General features: G+C 69.6%; 15 protein-coding genes. 6 read left to right on the top strand and 9 right to left on the bottom strand.

Annotated elements, in window-relative coordinates:
- Positions 1 to 322: 322 nt before the first annotated feature.
- Complete coding sequence (locus RM446_RS04255; RefSeq protein WP_311543759.1) at positions 323 to 1,078, top strand: DUF4389 domain-containing protein; 756 nt, start codon at positions 323 to 325, stop codon at positions 1,076 to 1,078.
- Between the two features lie 234 nt (positions 1,079 to 1,312).
- On the opposite strand, the gene RM446_RS04250 is transcribed toward RM446_RS04255, so the two are convergent.
- Positions 1,313 to 1,930, bottom strand: coding sequence for a dihydrofolate reductase family protein (locus RM446_RS04250; RefSeq protein ID WP_311543943.1), 618 nt, complete (start codon positions 1,928 to 1,930; stop codon positions 1,313 to 1,315).
- Between the two features lie 1,013 nt (positions 1,931 to 2,943).
- On the opposite strand from RM446_RS04250, the gene RM446_RS04245 reads away from it, so the two are divergent.
- On the top strand, positions 2,944 to 3,435 hold the full coding sequence (locus RM446_RS04245) for an SRPBCC family protein (protein WP_311543758.1): 492 nt from the start codon (positions 2,944 to 2,946) through the stop codon (positions 3,433 to 3,435).
- Positions 3,436 to 3,744: 309 nt separating this feature from the next.
- Here the strand turns inward: RM446_RS04245 and RM446_RS04240 are convergent, their stop codons facing one another.
- The 4 genes from RM446_RS04240 to RM446_RS04225 form a co-directional block, all read right to left on the bottom strand.
- On the bottom strand, positions 3,745 to 3,969 hold the full coding sequence (locus RM446_RS04240) for a hypothetical protein (RefSeq protein WP_311543757.1): 225 nt from the start codon (positions 3,967 to 3,969) through the stop codon (positions 3,745 to 3,747).
- Positions 3,969 to 4,187 carry a hypothetical protein gene (locus RM446_RS04235; RefSeq protein ID WP_311543756.1) on the bottom strand — a complete coding sequence of 73 codons (219 nt, stop codon included), beginning with the start codon at positions 4,185 to 4,187 and terminating at the stop codon, positions 3,969 to 3,971. The genes RM446_RS04240 and RM446_RS04235 overlap by 1 nt, the downstream gene beginning before the upstream one ends.
- 1,061 nt (positions 4,188 to 5,248) lie before the next feature.
- Entirely contained in the window at positions 5,249 to 5,725 is a 477-nt protein-coding gene (locus RM446_RS04230; protein WP_311543755.1) for a nitroreductase/quinone reductase family protein, read from the bottom strand.
- Complete coding sequence (locus RM446_RS04225) at positions 5,722 to 6,501, bottom strand: SDR family oxidoreductase (RefSeq protein ID WP_311543754.1); 780 nt, start codon at positions 6,499 to 6,501, stop codon at positions 5,722 to 5,724. Before RM446_RS04225 ends, RM446_RS04230 begins: the two co-directional genes overlap by 4 nt.
- Before the next feature lie 144 nt (positions 6,502 to 6,645).
- Here RM446_RS04225 and RM446_RS04220 point away from each other — a divergent pair, with 144 nt between their 5' ends.
- Positions 6,646 to 7,290 (top strand): TetR/AcrR family transcriptional regulator, encoded by a 645-nt coding sequence (locus RM446_RS04220; RefSeq protein WP_311543753.1) that lies wholly within the window; start codon positions 6,646 to 6,648, stop codon positions 7,288 to 7,290.
- Between the two features lie 301 nt (positions 7,291 to 7,591).
- Here RM446_RS04220 and RM446_RS04215 read toward each other — a convergent pair whose 3' ends face one another.
- Positions 7,592 to 8,881 carry an ISAs1 family transposase gene (locus RM446_RS04215; RefSeq protein WP_311543752.1) on the bottom strand — a complete coding sequence of 430 codons (1,290 nt, stop codon included), beginning with the start codon at positions 8,879 to 8,881 and terminating at the stop codon, positions 7,592 to 7,594.
- Positions 8,882 to 9,051: 170 nt separating this feature from the next.
- On the opposite strand from RM446_RS04215, the gene RM446_RS04210 reads away from it, so the two are divergent.
- Positions 9,052 to 9,756 (top strand): hypothetical protein, encoded by a 705-nt coding sequence (locus RM446_RS04210; RefSeq protein ID WP_311543751.1) that lies wholly within the window; start codon positions 9,052 to 9,054, stop codon positions 9,754 to 9,756.
- A 21-nt stretch (positions 9,757 to 9,777) separates the two neighbouring features.
- Here the strand turns inward: RM446_RS04210 and RM446_RS04205 are convergent, their stop codons facing one another.
- Complete coding sequence (locus RM446_RS04205) at positions 9,778 to 10,821, bottom strand: ISAs1 family transposase (RefSeq protein ID WP_311543750.1); 1,044 nt, start codon at positions 10,819 to 10,821, stop codon at positions 9,778 to 9,780.
- A gap of 18 nt (positions 10,822 to 10,839) precedes the next feature.
- Positions 10,840 to 12,123: an ISAs1 family transposase gene (locus RM446_RS04200; protein ID WP_311543749.1), complete on the bottom strand. Its 1,284-nt coding sequence runs from the start codon at positions 12,121 to 12,123 to the stop codon at positions 10,840 to 10,842.
- Between the two features lie 1,007 nt (positions 12,124 to 13,130).
- Between RM446_RS04200 and RM446_RS04195 the strand changes: the two genes are divergently transcribed.
- Positions 13,131 to 13,460 (top strand): hypothetical protein, encoded by a 330-nt coding sequence (locus RM446_RS04195; RefSeq protein WP_311543747.1) that lies wholly within the window; start codon positions 13,131 to 13,133, stop codon positions 13,458 to 13,460.
- Between the two features lie 409 nt (positions 13,461 to 13,869).
- Here the strand turns inward: RM446_RS04195 and RM446_RS24830 are convergent, their stop codons facing one another.
- The gene (locus RM446_RS24830) at positions 13,870 to 14,022 is read right to left on the bottom strand and encodes a hypothetical protein (protein WP_398694413.1); all 153 of its coding nucleotides are present in this window, start codon (positions 14,020 to 14,022) and stop codon (positions 13,870 to 13,872) included.
- A 961-nt stretch (positions 14,023 to 14,983) separates the two neighbouring features.
- Between RM446_RS24830 and RM446_RS04185 the strand changes: the two genes are divergently transcribed.
- On the top strand, positions 14,984 to 15,610 hold the full coding sequence (locus RM446_RS04185) for a hypothetical protein (protein ID WP_311543746.1): 627 nt from the start codon (positions 14,984 to 14,986) through the stop codon (positions 15,608 to 15,610).
- The last annotated feature ends 28 nt before the right edge of the window (positions 15,611 to 15,638 follow it).

The raw sequence follows: 15,638 nt of genomic DNA, 5'->3' as shown, positions 1-15,638 counted from the left end.
GGCTCCGTGCTGCCTGAGCAGTCATCGTGGTCGGTCTGCTCGTCCTTGTGCCGCCCCGGACGTACCCCTCGGCGCCGGCCCGTCCACTTCGGCTGACCTGGGCCTTTCGGGCTGGGAGAACAGGCCGAATGCACATGGTGCACGCCGGATCCGGCGGCGAGGCTGGAGCCGTGTCCGAACGGCCGACACTCGCTGGCATCGGCTCGGCCCGACGGACCGGTGGGCTCCGGGGGTTCCCGCACGTGGCACCGCACCCGGCGACCGGGGGCCGACCGTTGCGCGGCGGCCCGGGGGCGGCCGCGGAGCTTGGGAGGAGAGGGAAATGAGTGTCGCGGATACCTATCCCGTCCACGTGCAGGCCCGGCTGGACGAACCGCTGTCCCGATGGCTGTGGTTGGTCAAGTGGCTGCTGGTCCTGCCCCATCTGGTGGTACTGGCGGTGCTGTGGCTCGTCGTCGTGGTGCTCACCGTGGTCGCGTTCGTCGCGATCCTGATCACCGGCAGGTACCCGCGCGCCCTCTTCGACTTCGACGTCGGGGTGCTGCGCTGGAGCTGGCGGGTCCACTACTACGCGTACGGCGCGCTGGGCACCGACCGCTACCCGCCGTTCACGCTGGCCGACGTGCCCGACTATCCGGCACGGCTGCACATCGACTATCCGGCGCAGCTCTCCCGCGGTCTGGTGCTGGTGAAGTGGTGGCTGCTCGCCATCCCGCAGTACCTGGTGGTGGCGGTGTTCCTCAGCGGTGCCGTGTACCTGACCACCGGCTCCGGCGACGAGACCCGCAACTGGGGCGGCATCGGGCTCATCGGCCTGCTGGTGCTCTTCGCCGCGCTCAGCCTCGCCGTCCGAGGACGCTACCCGCGGTCGATATTCGACTTCGTGCTGGGCATGGACCGCTGGGTCCTGCGGGTCGCCGCCTACGCCTGGCTGATGACCGACCGCTATCCGCCCTTCCGGATGGACATGGGGCCCAACGATCCCGCCGGACCGGTCGGCGCCGACGACAGCGCGCCGGCGCCTCCGCAGGGCGGCGAACCCGAGCCGGCCCCGGCTCCGACGCCGACGCGGCGTTAGATGTGAAGGCGGCGGTTCGCGGGGCGCCGCGAACCCTCTGCCGGTGATGACGCCAGACCGCAACCGGACTGCCGGCTGGGTCTCGCTGATCCGGTCGAGCTTCCACCGCCTCGGCTCAGCACCCCCGGGAACCGCCCTTCCGGGGGTGCTCGCGATCGCTGCCGACGTACCCGCCCAGGAAATCGACGTCTACAGGATGACGTCCGCACGCGTGCCCCACCCGCGCGCTGGTTCTCATGCGGTGGGGTCGGAGGCGTATGCGGGGCGTCCGGCGGGCCGGTAGACCTGGAGGACGATGCCCTTCGGGAAGGCCCGCGACTCTACGAGGTCGAGCGCCAGATCCGGTCCGCTGTCGGGGAACAGGCGCGCACCCTGCCCCACGATCACCGGCGCCACGAGCAGGGCGAGTTCGTCGACGAGCTCGTGGGCGAGCAACCAGCGGGTCAGTGCGCCGCTGCCGTGCACCTGCAACTCGCCTCCCGGGCGAGCCTTCAGCTCGCGGATCGCGCTCGCGAGGCCACCCGAGAGCACGGTCGTGTTCGCCCACGCCGGATCGGTGATCGTGGTGGACGCCACGTACTTCGGTCGCGTGTTCAGGGCCGCGGAGATCGGGTTGTCGCCTTGGGCGGCGCCCCAGGTGCCGGTTCCCCAGGACCAGAGGAACATCTCGTAGGTGCGGCGTCCGAACAGGAATGCCTCGGCTCGCTGGTAGTACTCTCCGACGAAGGCCAGCGACTCGTCGTCGAACAGCGGCCTGGCCCAGCCGCCGCGCTCCATACCCGGGTCGAATTCCGGGTGGCGTCCGCCGTTGGACTGGAAGACGCCGTCGACGGACACCTGGATGTTGGCCATCAGTTTCACGTGGGCGGTTCCCTATCTCTTGTGGCCGTCACGCACGGATGCGCGACGGTCTGCTCGATCTCGGTTCGGTGCGGGAAGAACCGCGGGGGAATCGCCGTCCACGCTGGTGGACTTCGGCGCAGCGGGAGCATCGAGCCCCCCCGGAGTTCGGCGACGCCGCCCAGGTGACCGGGGCGACGGACGATTCGAGTCGGCCGGCGAGCCTCGGACGCCGAACTTCAGCGCGAATAGTCGATTCGTTTGCCTCGGCGGCAGGTACAGGGGAACGGCAGTCGCCGATAAGGCCGCATCGGCGATCGTAGCTGCGCTGCGGCAGCGGCTGGGGGCATTCCTGCCTGATCGGCGAGGCCGGTGCTGGGCCACTGGCTCACTAGTGGCTTCACCGGTCGAAACCTGATTCCGTTTCTTGACAATGCATGTCGGCCCGGGTCGTTCGGCCACCCGGGCCCTGGCGGTTCGATCGCCCTCGGCGACCCCGATAGCGGTGTCGGCTTCGGCTACGTCACGAACCTCTGGAACTTCCGGCCCGACGACCCGCAGGCGTCGAACCTGGGCAAGGCCGTCCGGTCCTGCCTCGGTTGAGACCTCCCTCGCGGGCGTGGGACACGACTGCGCCGGACGGGGCCGTGGCAGCGCGCAATCGCTGGCCCCGGTGGCCCGGGAGCCGCCCCGCCCCTCTTCGCCGTCGTTTTCGAGCTCTCACCGTTCACCGGGACGCCCATTGCGCCTGCTGCCGGTGCTGCCCGGGGGAGGTGGCTGTCCACGGTGCAGAAGAGGCGTACGCGCGTGCGGCCCCCTCGCCAGCACTGCCGGGCGCGATCCACGACATTCGGGGCGGCCCCACTCACGCCATCCTCGACGTCCGGGCCGCAGGGGGCGTGCAGTGCCGGACCGACAGGCGCCACGACCACGCCGAACGGGCGAATCGGTTACATGGCGTAACTGAATAGCATGAGGTGAGGCTGCATGTGCATGCCCTATCACTCGGCACCGGAGCACTCCCCATGAAGTACACCGTCTCGATCGAGATCGCCCTACCGCGGGAGCGGGTAGTCCAGCTGCTCGCCGACCCGGCACACATGCCGAAATGGCTGCGGGGTCTGGTACTGCACGAACCGCTGAGTGGGGTGCACGGGCAGGTCGGTACCGAATCGCGGGTCGTGATGCAGATGGGGAAGCAGAGGATGGAGTGCACCGAGACCATCACCCGTCGGGAACCGGCAGACCTGCGCGGGATCCCGAAAGGGCACGCCGTCCACTTCGATCGCGAGATCGTCGGCGAGGGAATGTGGAGCGCAGTGCGCGAAACGCTGACCGAAGGCGGTCCGCAGAAAACGCTCTGGGTGAGCGAGAGCGAATACCGCTTCAGCGGTTTGATGATGCGTCTGGTGGGGCGCCTGATGCCCGGCGCCTTCCGCAAGCAGTCGCAACAGCACATGCAGGACTTCAAGGCGTTCGCGGAAGAGGGGAAGGACGTCCGCGAAGCGAAAGGCTGATCAGGTGTCGATCGCCGGTTCGATCTGCCACTCTGCCGCAGAGTTCGTGACGGTCGCTCCTCAGACAAGGTGGAGAGGGCGCTGCCGACCCATTCGACTCCCTCCAGGTCGGCGACCTGTTGTTCTACGACGCGCGTAGCGCCGGTTTGCTGCTGTGGATCACGTGGTGCGCGGCGATGCGATGCGAGCCCGACTATATGAATCCTCCGCGCCAGGAGTTCAGTTCCTCCGGTTTCTTTCCACCCGCCCGCACCCCCACGCGCGTCGGGGTGCGGAGAGCGCCCGACGCGCGCCCCCGCACCCCCGGCATCAGGCGAACAGGAAGGCGACCAGCACCACGATGGCCGCGAGAGCCGCCCCACGTGTCGTCCACACGAACACCGCGGCAAGGCGGGGAGGCAGGGCGTCGAGGCGATTGCGGCCTCGCTGCCGCCAGACGATCGTCGGATTGACCAGCACCGCGATCTGCGCGACCACGCCGACCAGAACGAACAGATGCATCGGGTCGACCAGGGCGTCGATGATCCCCGACATCAGCGGTACAGCACCGCGAACACGGCGACCATCAGGATGGTCGACAGCAGGGCGAGGCGCAGGACCCACATGGCCCCGGATGAGGGTTCACTCCCGCTGTAGATGCTGGACCGAAGGAGGCGCCACGTCGGCGTGAACATCAACGCGATCGCGCAGGCGATGTAGAACAGCGCGAAGATGATCAGCGGATCGGTCAGTCCGCTCATGAACTCGTCCACGGAGGTCTCCGTCCCTTGTCGGTGTCCGGGGCGTGACACTGGTTTCCAGGGGAACGGACGTACGCGTACTCCGACCGGTTCCGGAACCATTGCGCCGCGGGCACGACCGCGACGAGGTCCACCGCAGCAGCCGCGAGGTAGGTCGTTGAGGCGATCGGGTGTTGGATGCCGGCGGGGTGGCGCCCGGCTGTTCTGGCCGTGTCGGCGAGCAGCCTTGCCGGTGCCGGCAAGTCTGCAAGGCGGGATCCCAGGCGAGGTGCCATCCGACGGCGTAGGCGCGGCAACGGAAAAGGCGCCGCGGCGCCTCCCGGGGCCCGCAGGAGGCCGGTTGCTACAATCTTGAGCCCGGACACATCGAGGCGGGAGTCCGTCTCGACCGGGGACGCGAAAGGGACGAAGCGAGAGCAGACCATGGCGCCAGGAGTCCTTAGCTCGTTTTATGCAGCGCCCTGCTGGTAGCCGCCCCTGCCCAGAATCGGGAACCCCACCTCGCCGACCTCCTCTTACCGTGCCTGGCCGTCGCGGTCGCCGCGTTCTTGGCCCGACTCGGCTGGGCGCTGGCAGGCGCCCTGGTGGATCTGCTTCGGGGCCGCGCCGCCCGCCTTCGGCGTGCTGAGGCCCGTGCGGCCGCCCTCAATACGGTGAACGGCGCGGTGACGGGGACGGCGGTGCAGGCCGCGAGCGTCGGCGAAGTCCACATCCACCACCACTGCCGCTGCACACGCCCGCCCGCGGACCACCGCCCCGGCAGCACGCCGGAACCCGCCGACCCCCGCCCGGTCCGATGAGGTCGCGCGCCCCACGGACCGGGCGGGGTGTCGCCCGAAGGCCCAGGGGTGCTCCGACACAGCGGCACCCGGGTTGACGGGCTGGGTGTCCGGTTCGCCCGAGCGAGCTTGTGCGGCGCTACGTGCCGGGGCGGCGGCCGATCCGGCGCGCCGGATCGGTCAGTGTCCGCCTGATGCGACCCGGTCAACGTTTCCGGTCACAGCACTGGCGCCCCCGCATCCCGCGGCGCGACCTGCTCCCTGGGAGCAGGTCGTCTGTCGAGGGATCCGCGATCACGGCCGGTGGCGGAAGGTGATGCGCATCAGCCGGCTGTCAGCCCAGTCTTCGAGCCGAGTCGGCCGGATGGTGCCGGGATCGTGGGGCTGATTGAGATCCGCGACGATCTCCGCCAGCACGGCCTGACGTTCGGCTGGGTCGATGACAGGCGTGGCCCGCGCAGGCAGATCTGCACGGATCCCGTTCTTGAGGTGGAAGGTGAAGTCGGGATTGGCGAGAAGGTTCGCATGCCAGTCGGTTGCGGCGCCGCCGGCGCCGCTGCACAGGTAGGTGGTGCCCGCAGCTCGGTAGAAGAAGATCTCGATGCGGCGTGCTCGGCCGGTGCGGCGCCCCAGCGTCGTGATGTCGATGATCCGTTCTCGGGTGCCTGCGGCAGGGGTGATCTCGATGGCTCCTCGGATGCGGTTGGGCAGGTGTGACAAAGACGCGTCTCCTGCGGAGCCGTTCGAACCGGTCGTGTCTGGAATGCTCATGCGGCCTCGGCCTGAAGGGCGGGGCCGAGGAGGAGTCCACCGTCGATGACGTACTCCGACCCCGTGATGAACGACGCGTCTGATGAGGTGAGGAACAGGAGGAGACGGCTGACGTCGGTCGGCTCCCCGAGCCGGGGGATGGCGAACGGCTCGGGTGAGTAGAAGTCGGCGATTGCCGCGGTTGCGCCAGCCGCCGGTTCGTGGATGAAGGGGGTCGCGATCACGCCGGGGTGGATGGTGTTCACGCGGATGTTGTCGCGGCCGAGCTCGAGTGCCGCCGTTCGGGTGAGGCCTCGCACGGCCCACTTGCCGGCGACGTACGGCGCGTAGTGACCCGTGCCGCCCAGGCTCATGGTGGAGGCGACGTTGACGATGGCTCCCCCTGCTGCGCGGCGCAGAGCGGGGGCTGCGACCTTGATGCCGAGGAAGGTCCCGGTGAGGTTGACGTCGAGGATGCGCGACCACGTGGCCGGGTCGGTGTTCTCGATCGTTGCCGGCGGATTCTGCACGCCCGCGTTGTTGACGAGCACGTTCAGGGCGCCGAAGGAGCTCTCGGCGGCCAGCACAGCGGAGTACCACGAGCTCTCGTCGGTAACGTCAAGGCGGGTGAAGCGAGCGCGGGTCCCGAGCTCGTCGGCGAGAGCGGCGCCGCGCTCCGCGTCGATGTCGCCGATCACCACGTTCGCTCCCTCCGCGTGGAAGGCGCGCACGTGGCTCGAGCCCTGGCCGCCGGTCCCACCGGTCACGAGCACGGTCTGGTTGTCGTAGCGGGGCATCAGATGTTCCTTCAGTGCGTGGGTGAATGACCGGGATCACCAGTTGTGAACGGCGGCCAGTGGTGAGCCGAGTGACTCACCATCCCCTCGACACTAGGTCGGCGGCAGTAGCGAGTCAAGCCACTCACCTCGTATACTCGCCGCATGAGCAGGGTCGTGACGACGTATCACCAGCGCGTCGCCCAGGAGAAGCGCGCGCTGATCGTGACGGCCGCGACCGCACTGTTTCTCGAGTTGGGCTACGACCGGACGTCGCTGGCGCGGATTGCAGAGCGCTCGGGCGTCTCGCGGGCCACCTTGTTCAAGCAGTTCCCGAGCAAAGCCGCCCTGTTCGACGCCATCGTGACCGAGTCCTGGTCGACCGCTGACGAGGAGGAGCCTCCGCCTGCCGGCAACGTCGTCGACGGGCTCAGCATCATCGGTCGCCGTTACGCCGAACTGCTGGGCCGTGCCCAGATGACCGACCTGTTCAGGATCGTCATCGCCGAGCTGCCGCGGTTCCCTGAGCTGGCTGACGCGCAGTTCTCGCACGGGAAGATGCCCTACTTCGAGTCCGTGCGCGACTACCTTCTGGCTGAGCGCGACGCGGGAACGGTGCGGGTCGAGGACGTGGACCTCGCGGCCACCCAGTTTCTGGGCATGATCTCCAACTACGTCTTCTGGCCGACACTCCTCGTGCCGGGCTGGGAGGTGAGTGCCGAACGCGTCGCCCAAGTAGTCGACGAGGCCGTCCGCACCATCACCGCCCGGTACGCCACGACGGGACCGGGGGCGCCCGCCAACGACTGAGTGGTGCGCCCCGGCTCTGGTGCGGGCTCGGACCCTCGGCGGGATCAGTCCGAGGGCCGGGGCGGGTCGATTGCGACTACCTGCGCCGCCTGACCGACGTGTGGACCCCTGAGGCCACCGGGGAGAACGCGTGCGCGGCCGAGCCCGCCGCCGACGGCCTGGGCGGGGCGGCCGCGTACTGGACCTCTTGTACCTACGACGCCTCCGGCAACCGGGTGAGCGAGACCGACCACGCCGCCTCGGGCACGACGCTGTCGACCTACACCCCGCCGGCGGAGGGCACGGCCCCGAAGTTCTCGCGCTATGGCGGTGATGTGCTGATCCGGGGTATGCGGTGGAGTTGCAAAGCTTTGTCCGGATCGGTGTGCGCGCGGCGCCCGGATGCGAGGTTGGCCCACCCCGCGGCGGTAAGGGCCTGGCGGGCGATGTCGGCCAGGCACCCCAGCACCGCCGGCAACATCCCGGTTCGGGCCCGGCGCGCATCCTCCCTCCAGGTCACGTCCCGAATATGGTGAACGGCCTCGACCCGCCAATGCCCGCGCAGACAGTCCGCGAGCTCGGCGGGCCGCGCCTTGTGAGCGGGCAGGTCGGTGACGGCGAAGACCGTCGTCTTGGCGGTGCGGGCCGCGCCGATGCGGCGGGTGCGGCGCTCGATGAGCAGCACCTGGGCCGCGTGCGGGAAAGCGAGGCCCAGCCCGTCGGCGGCCAGGACCTTCACCCGGCGCCGCTCGAAGCGGTCGCGATTGCGCTGCCACCCCTCGTCGTGGGCCCACGCGACCTGCCGCCAGGGCAGGCGGGCCAAGCGCTCGTGCAGGCGGGCGCGGTTGGCCTTGACGTAGAACAGGTAATGGGCCCCGCGTCGGTGCAGGTAGGAGGCGTGGGCTTTGACGGTGTGCAGCGCGTCGGCCGTGATCAGGCAGTCGGCGGCCTCCAGGCGGTCCAGGGCCCGGATGAAGGCCGCGGTCTCGGTGTGCTTGGCCCCGATGGGTTCGGCGGCGGTGATGACACCGTCGCTGTGGCGGCACAGGTGGAACACCCCGGTTCGGGTGCCGTTACTGCGGCGGGAGCCGCGCATGGCCTTGCCGTCGGCGGCCAGGCGGATCCAGCGGGACCCCTCGGCCGCGGCCGGGCGCCGCAGTGTTCTGCGGTGCTCGCGTTCGGGCACGTCGTCGGGGGTCTGGCGCGCGGGTGCGGGCCGGGCGCAAGCGGCGATCGCCTCGGCGTGGGCGGCCCCGGCCGCCGCGATGGTGTGGGTGTCGAGGTGTTTGAGCACGTCGGCGACGGTGCGTTCGGTGGGCACGGGCACCCGGCCGGTGACGGGATCGAAGCGTAGGCCCAGCCGCATCAGCAGGGCGTCATCGGCGCGGTGGGCCCACTCCACCGCGGCGGTCGCGGTGTCGTGTCCGGAGCCGCTCATCGCGCAGACGACCATGGCCAGGACCGCGGCCAAGGGGTAGTGGACACCTTGGGGCCGGCGGGGGTCGCCGACCGTGGAGATGGTCCAGCAGGCTGGTGAGGGGGTCTTCTGCGGTCTCGTCCGCGGCGCGGGCACGCGTGCGAGAGGATGTGGGGGCGGGCATGGCGCTTTCATGGATCGTGTTGTCTCAGCAACTCCATGATCCAACGGCGCCGTGCCCGTTTTCTCATGCCGCGATCCGCTCATTCCGCCCCACTCCGGTCGTTGCAGGCTTGCTGGCACACTCCAGACCTATCGCGAGAACTTCGGGGCCGTGGGCGGAGGGGGAGGGGCCGGCCCACGGGGTGGCCGAGGTCAGCACGACGGTTGAAGGAGCCGGGGACTCCGGCAACTCCGGGGGCGCGGCGTCCACCTCGACCTACGACTACGACGCGGCCGGGAACATGGTCTCGCGCAGCACCGGCGACCGCGACCAGGAGATGGTCTGGGATGCCGAGGGAAATCTCGTCTCGGTGCAGGGTTCGGCCGGTAGTGCGAGTTTCGTCTACGGGGCCGACGGCCAGCGGCTGATCCGCCGCCAGGGCGGTGAGTGGACGCTGTATCTGCCGGGCCAGGAGGTCACCTGGACGGCGGGGGAGGGCACGGCGGCGACCCGCTACTATTCCCACGCCGGGGAGACGGTGGCGGTGCGCGAGGACGATTCCACGCTGCATTGGCTGTTCGCCGACCACAACGGCACGTCGCAGATCGCGGTGGATGCCGAATGGGGCACGGTGCAGCAGCGCCGCTTCAACAACAGTCCGGTGAGCATGTCGGACCCGGCGGGAACGGCGCCGTGTTCGGGTTCGACCTTGGTGGATTACCGCAGGGGCGGGTGCGGCGACAGGAGCGGTCACCACGGTGGGGGCGGTGGCCGTTCCGGCCACCACGGTGGTTCCAGCTCCGGCGGCGGTGGCGGAGGGTTCTCCGGCGTGATCACCACGCCGGGTTGGGGCGGCGGCGGTGGAGGCGGCTACTGGGGTGGCGGTCAGGGCGATTTCATTCTCTGAGTCCGGTGGCGTAACCGCTGGTCACGCGATCCCGAGAAGGTCGAGCGGGCGAGTGAAGCAGTCGTATCCCACCCACCGGTAGGCCGCGGGGATACTCGTGAGCCCCAGCCCGCTCAGCAGACCGATCGCCAGATCGCGCAGCAGCGCCATGTTCTGCGGAGCGTTGCCCGCGCGCACCCGCGAGGCGTCCTCGCCGAAGCTGACGTCGCGGATGTGGTGGCGGGCCTCGATGCTCCAGTGCCCGCGCACCAGGCGCGCGAGTTCCGCGGCCGTGGCGCGTTCGGCCGGCAGGCTTGTGACCAGGTAGGCATAGCTGCGCCGGACTCGGCCCGTGCAGGCCTCGCGCACCCACCGGTGAACGCGCACCACCTGAGCGGTGTGCGGAAACGCCGGGCGCAGCGGAGTGAGCACCGTGGTGGTGCGCACCTCCGTGCGCCCGTGGGCGTGCTCGCGGGCGGCCTCCAGCACCGGGGCCTGCGCCCATGGAAGTGCTTTGACCTGGGCGAACAGTGTGGGTTGGTTGGCCTTGACGGTCAGCAGGTAGTCCGCGCCGCGCCCGACCAGGTGCTGGGCTGTGGCCCGCTGGGTGTGCAGTGCATCGGCGCTGATCACGCACCCGGTGATGTCGATGCCGGCCAGCAGGCCGGCCACGGCGTCGATCTCGCTGGCCTTGTCCTCGACGCGGACGTGAGCAGCCGTGTGGCCGGTCTGCGTCATCGCCGAGAGCAGGTGGGTGGCCGGTGTGGTCCGGGTGGCCGAGCCGCGCAGGCTCTTGCCGTCCAGGACCAGCACCGCGATGTCCTCGGCTGCAGGGCTTGCGGTGAGCATCCGCGGGTCGAGGGCGGTGATCACCCGGCGGATCGTGGCGGGGCTGGGCGCCTGGCGGGTGCCCGAGGCGGGGTCGGCGATGCGGGCGCCGAGCCGGGTGAGGGTGTGCTGGGGAGCGTTGGCGGCCCACTGGCCGATCGCGGCCAGGCAGCGGGCGCCGGCCAGCACCGCGCACAGGCTGGTGAGGATCACGCAGCTCAGCGGGTGGCGGCGCCCCCGCCGGTCGCGGGGGTCCACGGCCCCGAAGTTCTCGCGTTATGGCGGTGGTGCGCTGATCTGCGGTATCCGGTGTAGTCGCAGAGCTTTGTCCGGATCGGTGTGTGCGCGGCGTCCGGAGGCGAGGTTGGCCCACCCCGCAGCCTGAAGGGCCTGGCGGGCGATGTCGGCCAGGCACCCGAGCACCACCGGAAGCGCCCCGGTGCGGGCCCGGCGCGCATCTTCCCTCCAGGTCACGTCCCGGATGTGGTGAACGGCCTCGATGGACCAATGCCGACGCAGGCACTCCGCCAGGTCGGCGGGCCGCGCTTGGTGAGCCGACAGGTCGGTGACGGCCAGAACCGTCTTCTTCGCGGTACGGGCCGTGCCGATGCGGCGGGTGCGGCGCTCGATGAGCAGTACCTGGGCGGCGTGGGGGAAGGCGATGCCCAGGCCGTCGGCGGCCAGGACCTTGATGCGGCGCCGCTCGAAGCGGTCGCGGTTGCGCCGCCACCCCTCGTCGTGGGCCCAGCCCACCTGCTTCCAGGGCAGGCCGGCCAGGCGCGCGTGCAGCGCGGCCCGGTTGGTCTTGACGTAGAAGAGGTAGTGGGCCCCGCGCCGGTGCAGGTAGCAGGCGTGGGCCTTCACGGTGTGCAGCGCGTCGGCCGTGGTCACACGCCCGGCCAGCTCCTCGTCGGCTAGGCGGTCCAGGGCGCCGGTGAAGGCCGCGGTCTCGGTGTGCTTGGCCCCGATCGGCTGGGCGGTGGTGACCACCGCGTCGCTGTGGCGGGCCAGGTGGAACACCCCGGCGCGGGTGTTGTCGGCTCGGCGCGATCCGCGCATGGCTTTGCCGTCGGCGGCCAGGCACGCCTGGCGCGGCCGACTCGCGGGAGCGCTGTGCCGGCGGTGGTGCTCGCGTTCGGGTACGCCGTCGGGAGTGCGCCCGGCGGGCGTGTCTGCGGAACGAGCGGCGACGGCTTCGGCGTGGGCGGCCCCGGCCGCCGCGATGGCGTGGGCATCGAGGTGTTTGAGGACCTCGGCGACGGTGCGTTCGGCGGGCACGGGCACCCGGCCGGTGAGGGGATCGAAGCGCAGGCCGAGCCGCATCAGCAGGGCGTCATCGGCGCGGTGGGCCCATTCGACGGCCGCGGTCGCGGTGTCGTGGCCGGAGCCGCTCATCGCGCAGACCACCATGGCCAGGATCGCGGGCAGCGGGTAGCGGATGCCTTGGGGCCGGCGAGGGTCGGGGATGTGGGCGAGGTGGTCCAGCAGGCCGGCGAGGGGTTCTTCTGCGGCATCGGTCGCAGCCTGGGCCCGTGTGCGGGAGGATGTGAGGGCGGGCATGGCGCTTTCATGGATCGTGTTGTCTCAGCAACTCCATGATCCAACGGCGCCGTGCCCGTTTTCTCATGCCGCGATCCGCTCATACCGCCCCACTCCGGTCATTTGTGCTTGCTGGCACACTCCGGACCTATCGCGAGAACTTCGGGGCCGTGGCGGGGGTCAGCGTCCTCGGTGGGCAGAATAGGGGCAGCCGCGGGCGCGGTAAGGGCGGAGGAGGGCATGGCAGACTGGAGGCGCAACGGAGTCCCTTGGAAGTCAGAGATGTGAGAGTCCCTGCTCTTCTAGCGGGCTCCGTTGTTATGTGTGCGGGCTTCGTCTGGATCGCTACGGGGCTGTGACCAGCCCTGCCATCATCCACACCCGACTTTGAAACCGCCCTGAGCAGAAAGCGGTTCGGATGCCGTGACGCCGCGAACGAAAAACCGGCGGGTAGCCGGTTTCGCCGGTCGGCCGACGAACTGATCGCCACCGACGCCCCGGAGTCGCGCAGCGGCGGACTGACTATCGGAGAATGACTGGAGGACTGGCTGGCCACCCGCTTCGGCCTGCGCGACGCCACCGTCCGCAACTACGAGTGCGTGCACGGAACGCCATCAACTGAAGTAGTGCATACTCGAACTGACGAACAATGTCATTGAAACAAAAAGGAGGAAACCGGTCGTGAACACCCGATTAAAGGCGTCATACTGAGAATCTCTAATTTCCTCGTACCTGCGCCGTAAAATGGGCACCCTCGACACTGAAAACATTTGCAAATGGTGCCAGTATCTAAAATTCGCGAACGAAGCACCTAGAAAGATTATGGCAACTGTCAATATGGCAACATATTGCATACCGTCCATTGATCACCTTTCGTCAGAAATAAACCTATGTCTGGCGGCCAGCCCTTCGGGGTGAAAATCGGAAAACTAAAGTCCCCACCACGGATATCATACTGAGCGAGCGTGAACGAGTGCATCTCAAATCCACCGCCGTAGACAACAGCACCCCGCCACCCGCTGAGCTGCGTGATCCTCACCAGCCTGTGCGCGGTGCTGGCCGGCGCCCGCTGCCTGGCCGCGATCGGCCAGTGGGCCGCCAACTGCTCCCGCGGCGGTGGCGGTGGGTTCACCGGCGTGATCACCACGCCGGGCTGGGGCGGCGGCGGTGGCGGCGGCTACTGGGGCGGCGGGTCCACCGGCGGCGGCTATTACGACGGCCCAACGCGAGGAGGCGGTCCCGTCTACGTCGATCCCTACGACAACGAGTCCTACAAACCCGACCCGGTGGATGTGGCCCAGGACGACGCCAAGGCGCTGCAGCCAGTCGGCACTGGCCTTGCTTCCTCCCCCGGCTGAAAAGTGTGGATGTCCCCCTATAATGGTTGCTCATTGTTGGAAGAGGGGGCGAGGGATGCGCTGGATTACTTCATTGACACAGGCTTCGCGGCGATGTCCAGGGTGGTGGATTTTCCACGCTTGTTTATTGGGGGTGTGGGGTTTTCTTGGGGGTTTTTTGTACTATTTGCTCCGGAATTCCCGTACTGATCGGGTTGCGCGGCGGTTTTGCTCCTTCGTCCGGGCGGTAGTTGAGGTGAACGCATTCAAGCTGGGCCGGCGGCCGGGATCTCATCGCCGCGATCCTGGCCGAGACCGGACCCTGTCCGGACCCGACATCCCCATCCACCTCAACCCCGCCTGCCACGTCGCCCTGCCCCCCGCGTAGCACGGGCAACGCAAAGTCGGGTTGTTGTGAGGTCCGTGCTGGTCAGGGAAGTCCGATGAGGTCGAGCGGCCGATTGAACGCGTCGGAGGACACCCAGCGGATGGCCTCGGTGATCCACCGGCAGTTTCCCACCGCGGCCAGAACGGGGATGGCCAGGTTGCGCTGCATCGCCATGTTCTGCGGTGCGGCCCGCACCGCACCCGCGAGGCGTCCTCGCCGAAGGCGGTATCGCGCAGATAGTGCAGGGCTTCGATTCCCCAGTGGCGCCGGATGAGGTGCTCCAGCGGTTCGGGGCCGACGCGGGCGGTGTCGAGGTCAGTAATGACGTAGGCCGTCGTGCGCCGGGGCCTGCCGGAGGCGATCTCGGTGGTCGTGCGGATGATGCGGATCACCCGGTGGGCGTGGGGAAACTGGAGCCCGCCGGGTGATGGCGCTGCGTGTCCGCGGCGTTCCCGTTCCTGGCGGAAACGGCCACACGCGGTTGGCGGACCGAGCCGGTATTCGGGCGCGGGGCGGGCTCAGCGCGGCCGTGCAGCACGCGTCCCGGAGACGGGGCACAGCAAGATCACGACGCCTGAGTGTCCCGCCCGCACCCACCGGACGGGGTGCTGCGGCGTGAGCCGATCGTCCGCATCCGGCTACCCCACCGTGACCGGTGGAGACCCCGCGACACCGTCAGGCGGGCACTTCGGTCACGCTGCGTTGCTGCTGGGTGCGGTGCTTCCGCGGGCGACCGGTTCGGGGAGGTTGTGCGCACGGCCGATGTCGACGGCGACGGCTACCTCACCGGCTATGACCACCTCGACCTGGTCGCGGGCGTACCCGGAAGAACGGCGGCAACGGCGCCATCACCGTGCTCTACGCCGCCCTGAGGGGCTCGCCGCGCAGGGGTCGCTGACATTCGGCGGCGCCACCCTCATTTGGACGGCAGTAGCGCCGAGTTCGGCCGTGGCCTGCCCGAGTAGCGCGTAGCCCCGCCCTGCCTTCCCCCGGAGGCTGCCTCTGCCTCCGGGGGAGGGAGTCGGGCGGGCGCGGTCTCGCGGCGTCGGGCTGCGTTGCGCGGCCAGTCGTCGTTCTCCGTGGGGGTGCGCCGCGGGGATACGGTGTTCGGTGGTGGGGCCGCGTGTGATCGGGTTCGGAAGGAGAGGGTGCGTCCGTGGACGAGCGGGTCCTTCGCGGGTGGCACCGCAGTCTGGTGCGGATGCAGCTCCGAGTGCAGAGCCGGCCGCAGCGTGCCGCCCTGGTCGCCGGTGTGCTCGCCGGCGTCCTGTTCGGCGCGATGACGGGTCTTCTCACGGCGACTGGGCAGATCGGGTCGCGCACCGGGCAGGACATGCCCGCGTGGCTGGCGTGGGCCGCGGGTGGGGTCGGCGGTGTGTTCTTCTGGCGGTTCGCCCGCCGAGTCAATCCCGCACCGCTGCCGCCGGAGACCGACCCCGACGCGCTCATTGCCGCGCGCCGGAAGCTGCGCCAGGGCCGGCGTTCGCAGGATCCGGAGGTCGACGGGCTCGTCGTCCACCTGCTTGGGCAGATGAGGGCGGTCAAGCGCTGGTCGGATCCGCGGTGGCTGGCCTGGGTCTGCGGTGTGGTCTTCAGCCTCGGGCTGGGCTCCAACATCGCCGCCCTCCTGATGGCCCCGCACGGCCTGAGGTGGATCAACATGGTCGGCATCGTCGTCTTCGGGGGGTTTCTGTGCGTGCTGCCGTGGACGGTGCGTTCGGCGCGCCGGACCCGTGCGCTGGCCGAGAGCGTCGAGGCATCGCAACCCACCGACGAGCAGTGAGGATCTGCCGGAGGGCGGGAGCAGGGTA

The organism is Streptomonospora wellingtoniae, assembly GCF_031845375.1.
Taxonomy (GTDB): domain Bacteria; phylum Actinomycetota; class Actinomycetes; order Streptosporangiales; family Streptosporangiaceae; genus Streptomonospora; species Streptomonospora wellingtoniae.
This window is presented reverse-complemented; position numbering and strand designations above follow the sequence as displayed.

What these genes read in the sequence shown, in the direction of transcription:
- RM446_RS04250 (WP_311543943.1), bottom strand. Translation starts at nt 1,930, where the DNA reads ATGGCCAACATCCAGGTGTCCGTCGACGGCGTCTTCCAGTCCAACGGC.
- RM446_RS04240 (WP_311543757.1), bottom strand. Translation starts at nt 3,969, where the DNA reads ATGTCGGGGATCATCGACGCCCTGGTCGACCCGATGCATCTGTTCGTT.
- RM446_RS04225 (WP_311543754.1), bottom strand. Translation starts at nt 6,501, where the DNA reads ATGCCCCGCTACGACAACCAGACCGTGCTCGTGACCGGTGGGACCGGC.
- RM446_RS04245 (WP_311543758.1), top strand. Translation starts at nt 2,944, where the DNA reads ATGAAGTACACCGTCTCGATCGAGATCGCCCTACCGCGGGAGCGGGTA.
- RM446_RS04220 (WP_311543753.1), top strand. Translation starts at nt 6,646, where the DNA reads ATGAGCAGGGTCGTGACGACGTATCACCAGCGCGTCGCCCAGGAGAAG.
- RM446_RS04255 (WP_311543759.1), top strand. Translation starts at nt 323, where the DNA reads ATGAGTGTCGCGGATACCTATCCCGTCCACGTGCAGGCCCGGCTGGAC.
- RM446_RS04230 (WP_311543755.1), bottom strand. Translation starts at nt 5,725, where the DNA reads ATGAGCATTCCAGACACGACCGGTTCGAACGGCTCCGCAGGAGACGCG.
- RM446_RS04200 (WP_311543749.1), bottom strand. Translation starts at nt 12,123, where the DNA reads ATGCCCGCCCTCACATCCTCCCGCACACGGGCCCAGGCTGCGACCGAT.
- RM446_RS04215 (WP_311543752.1), bottom strand. Translation starts at nt 8,881, where the DNA reads ATGAAAGCGCCATGCCCGCCCCCACATCCTCTCGCACGCGTGCCCGCG.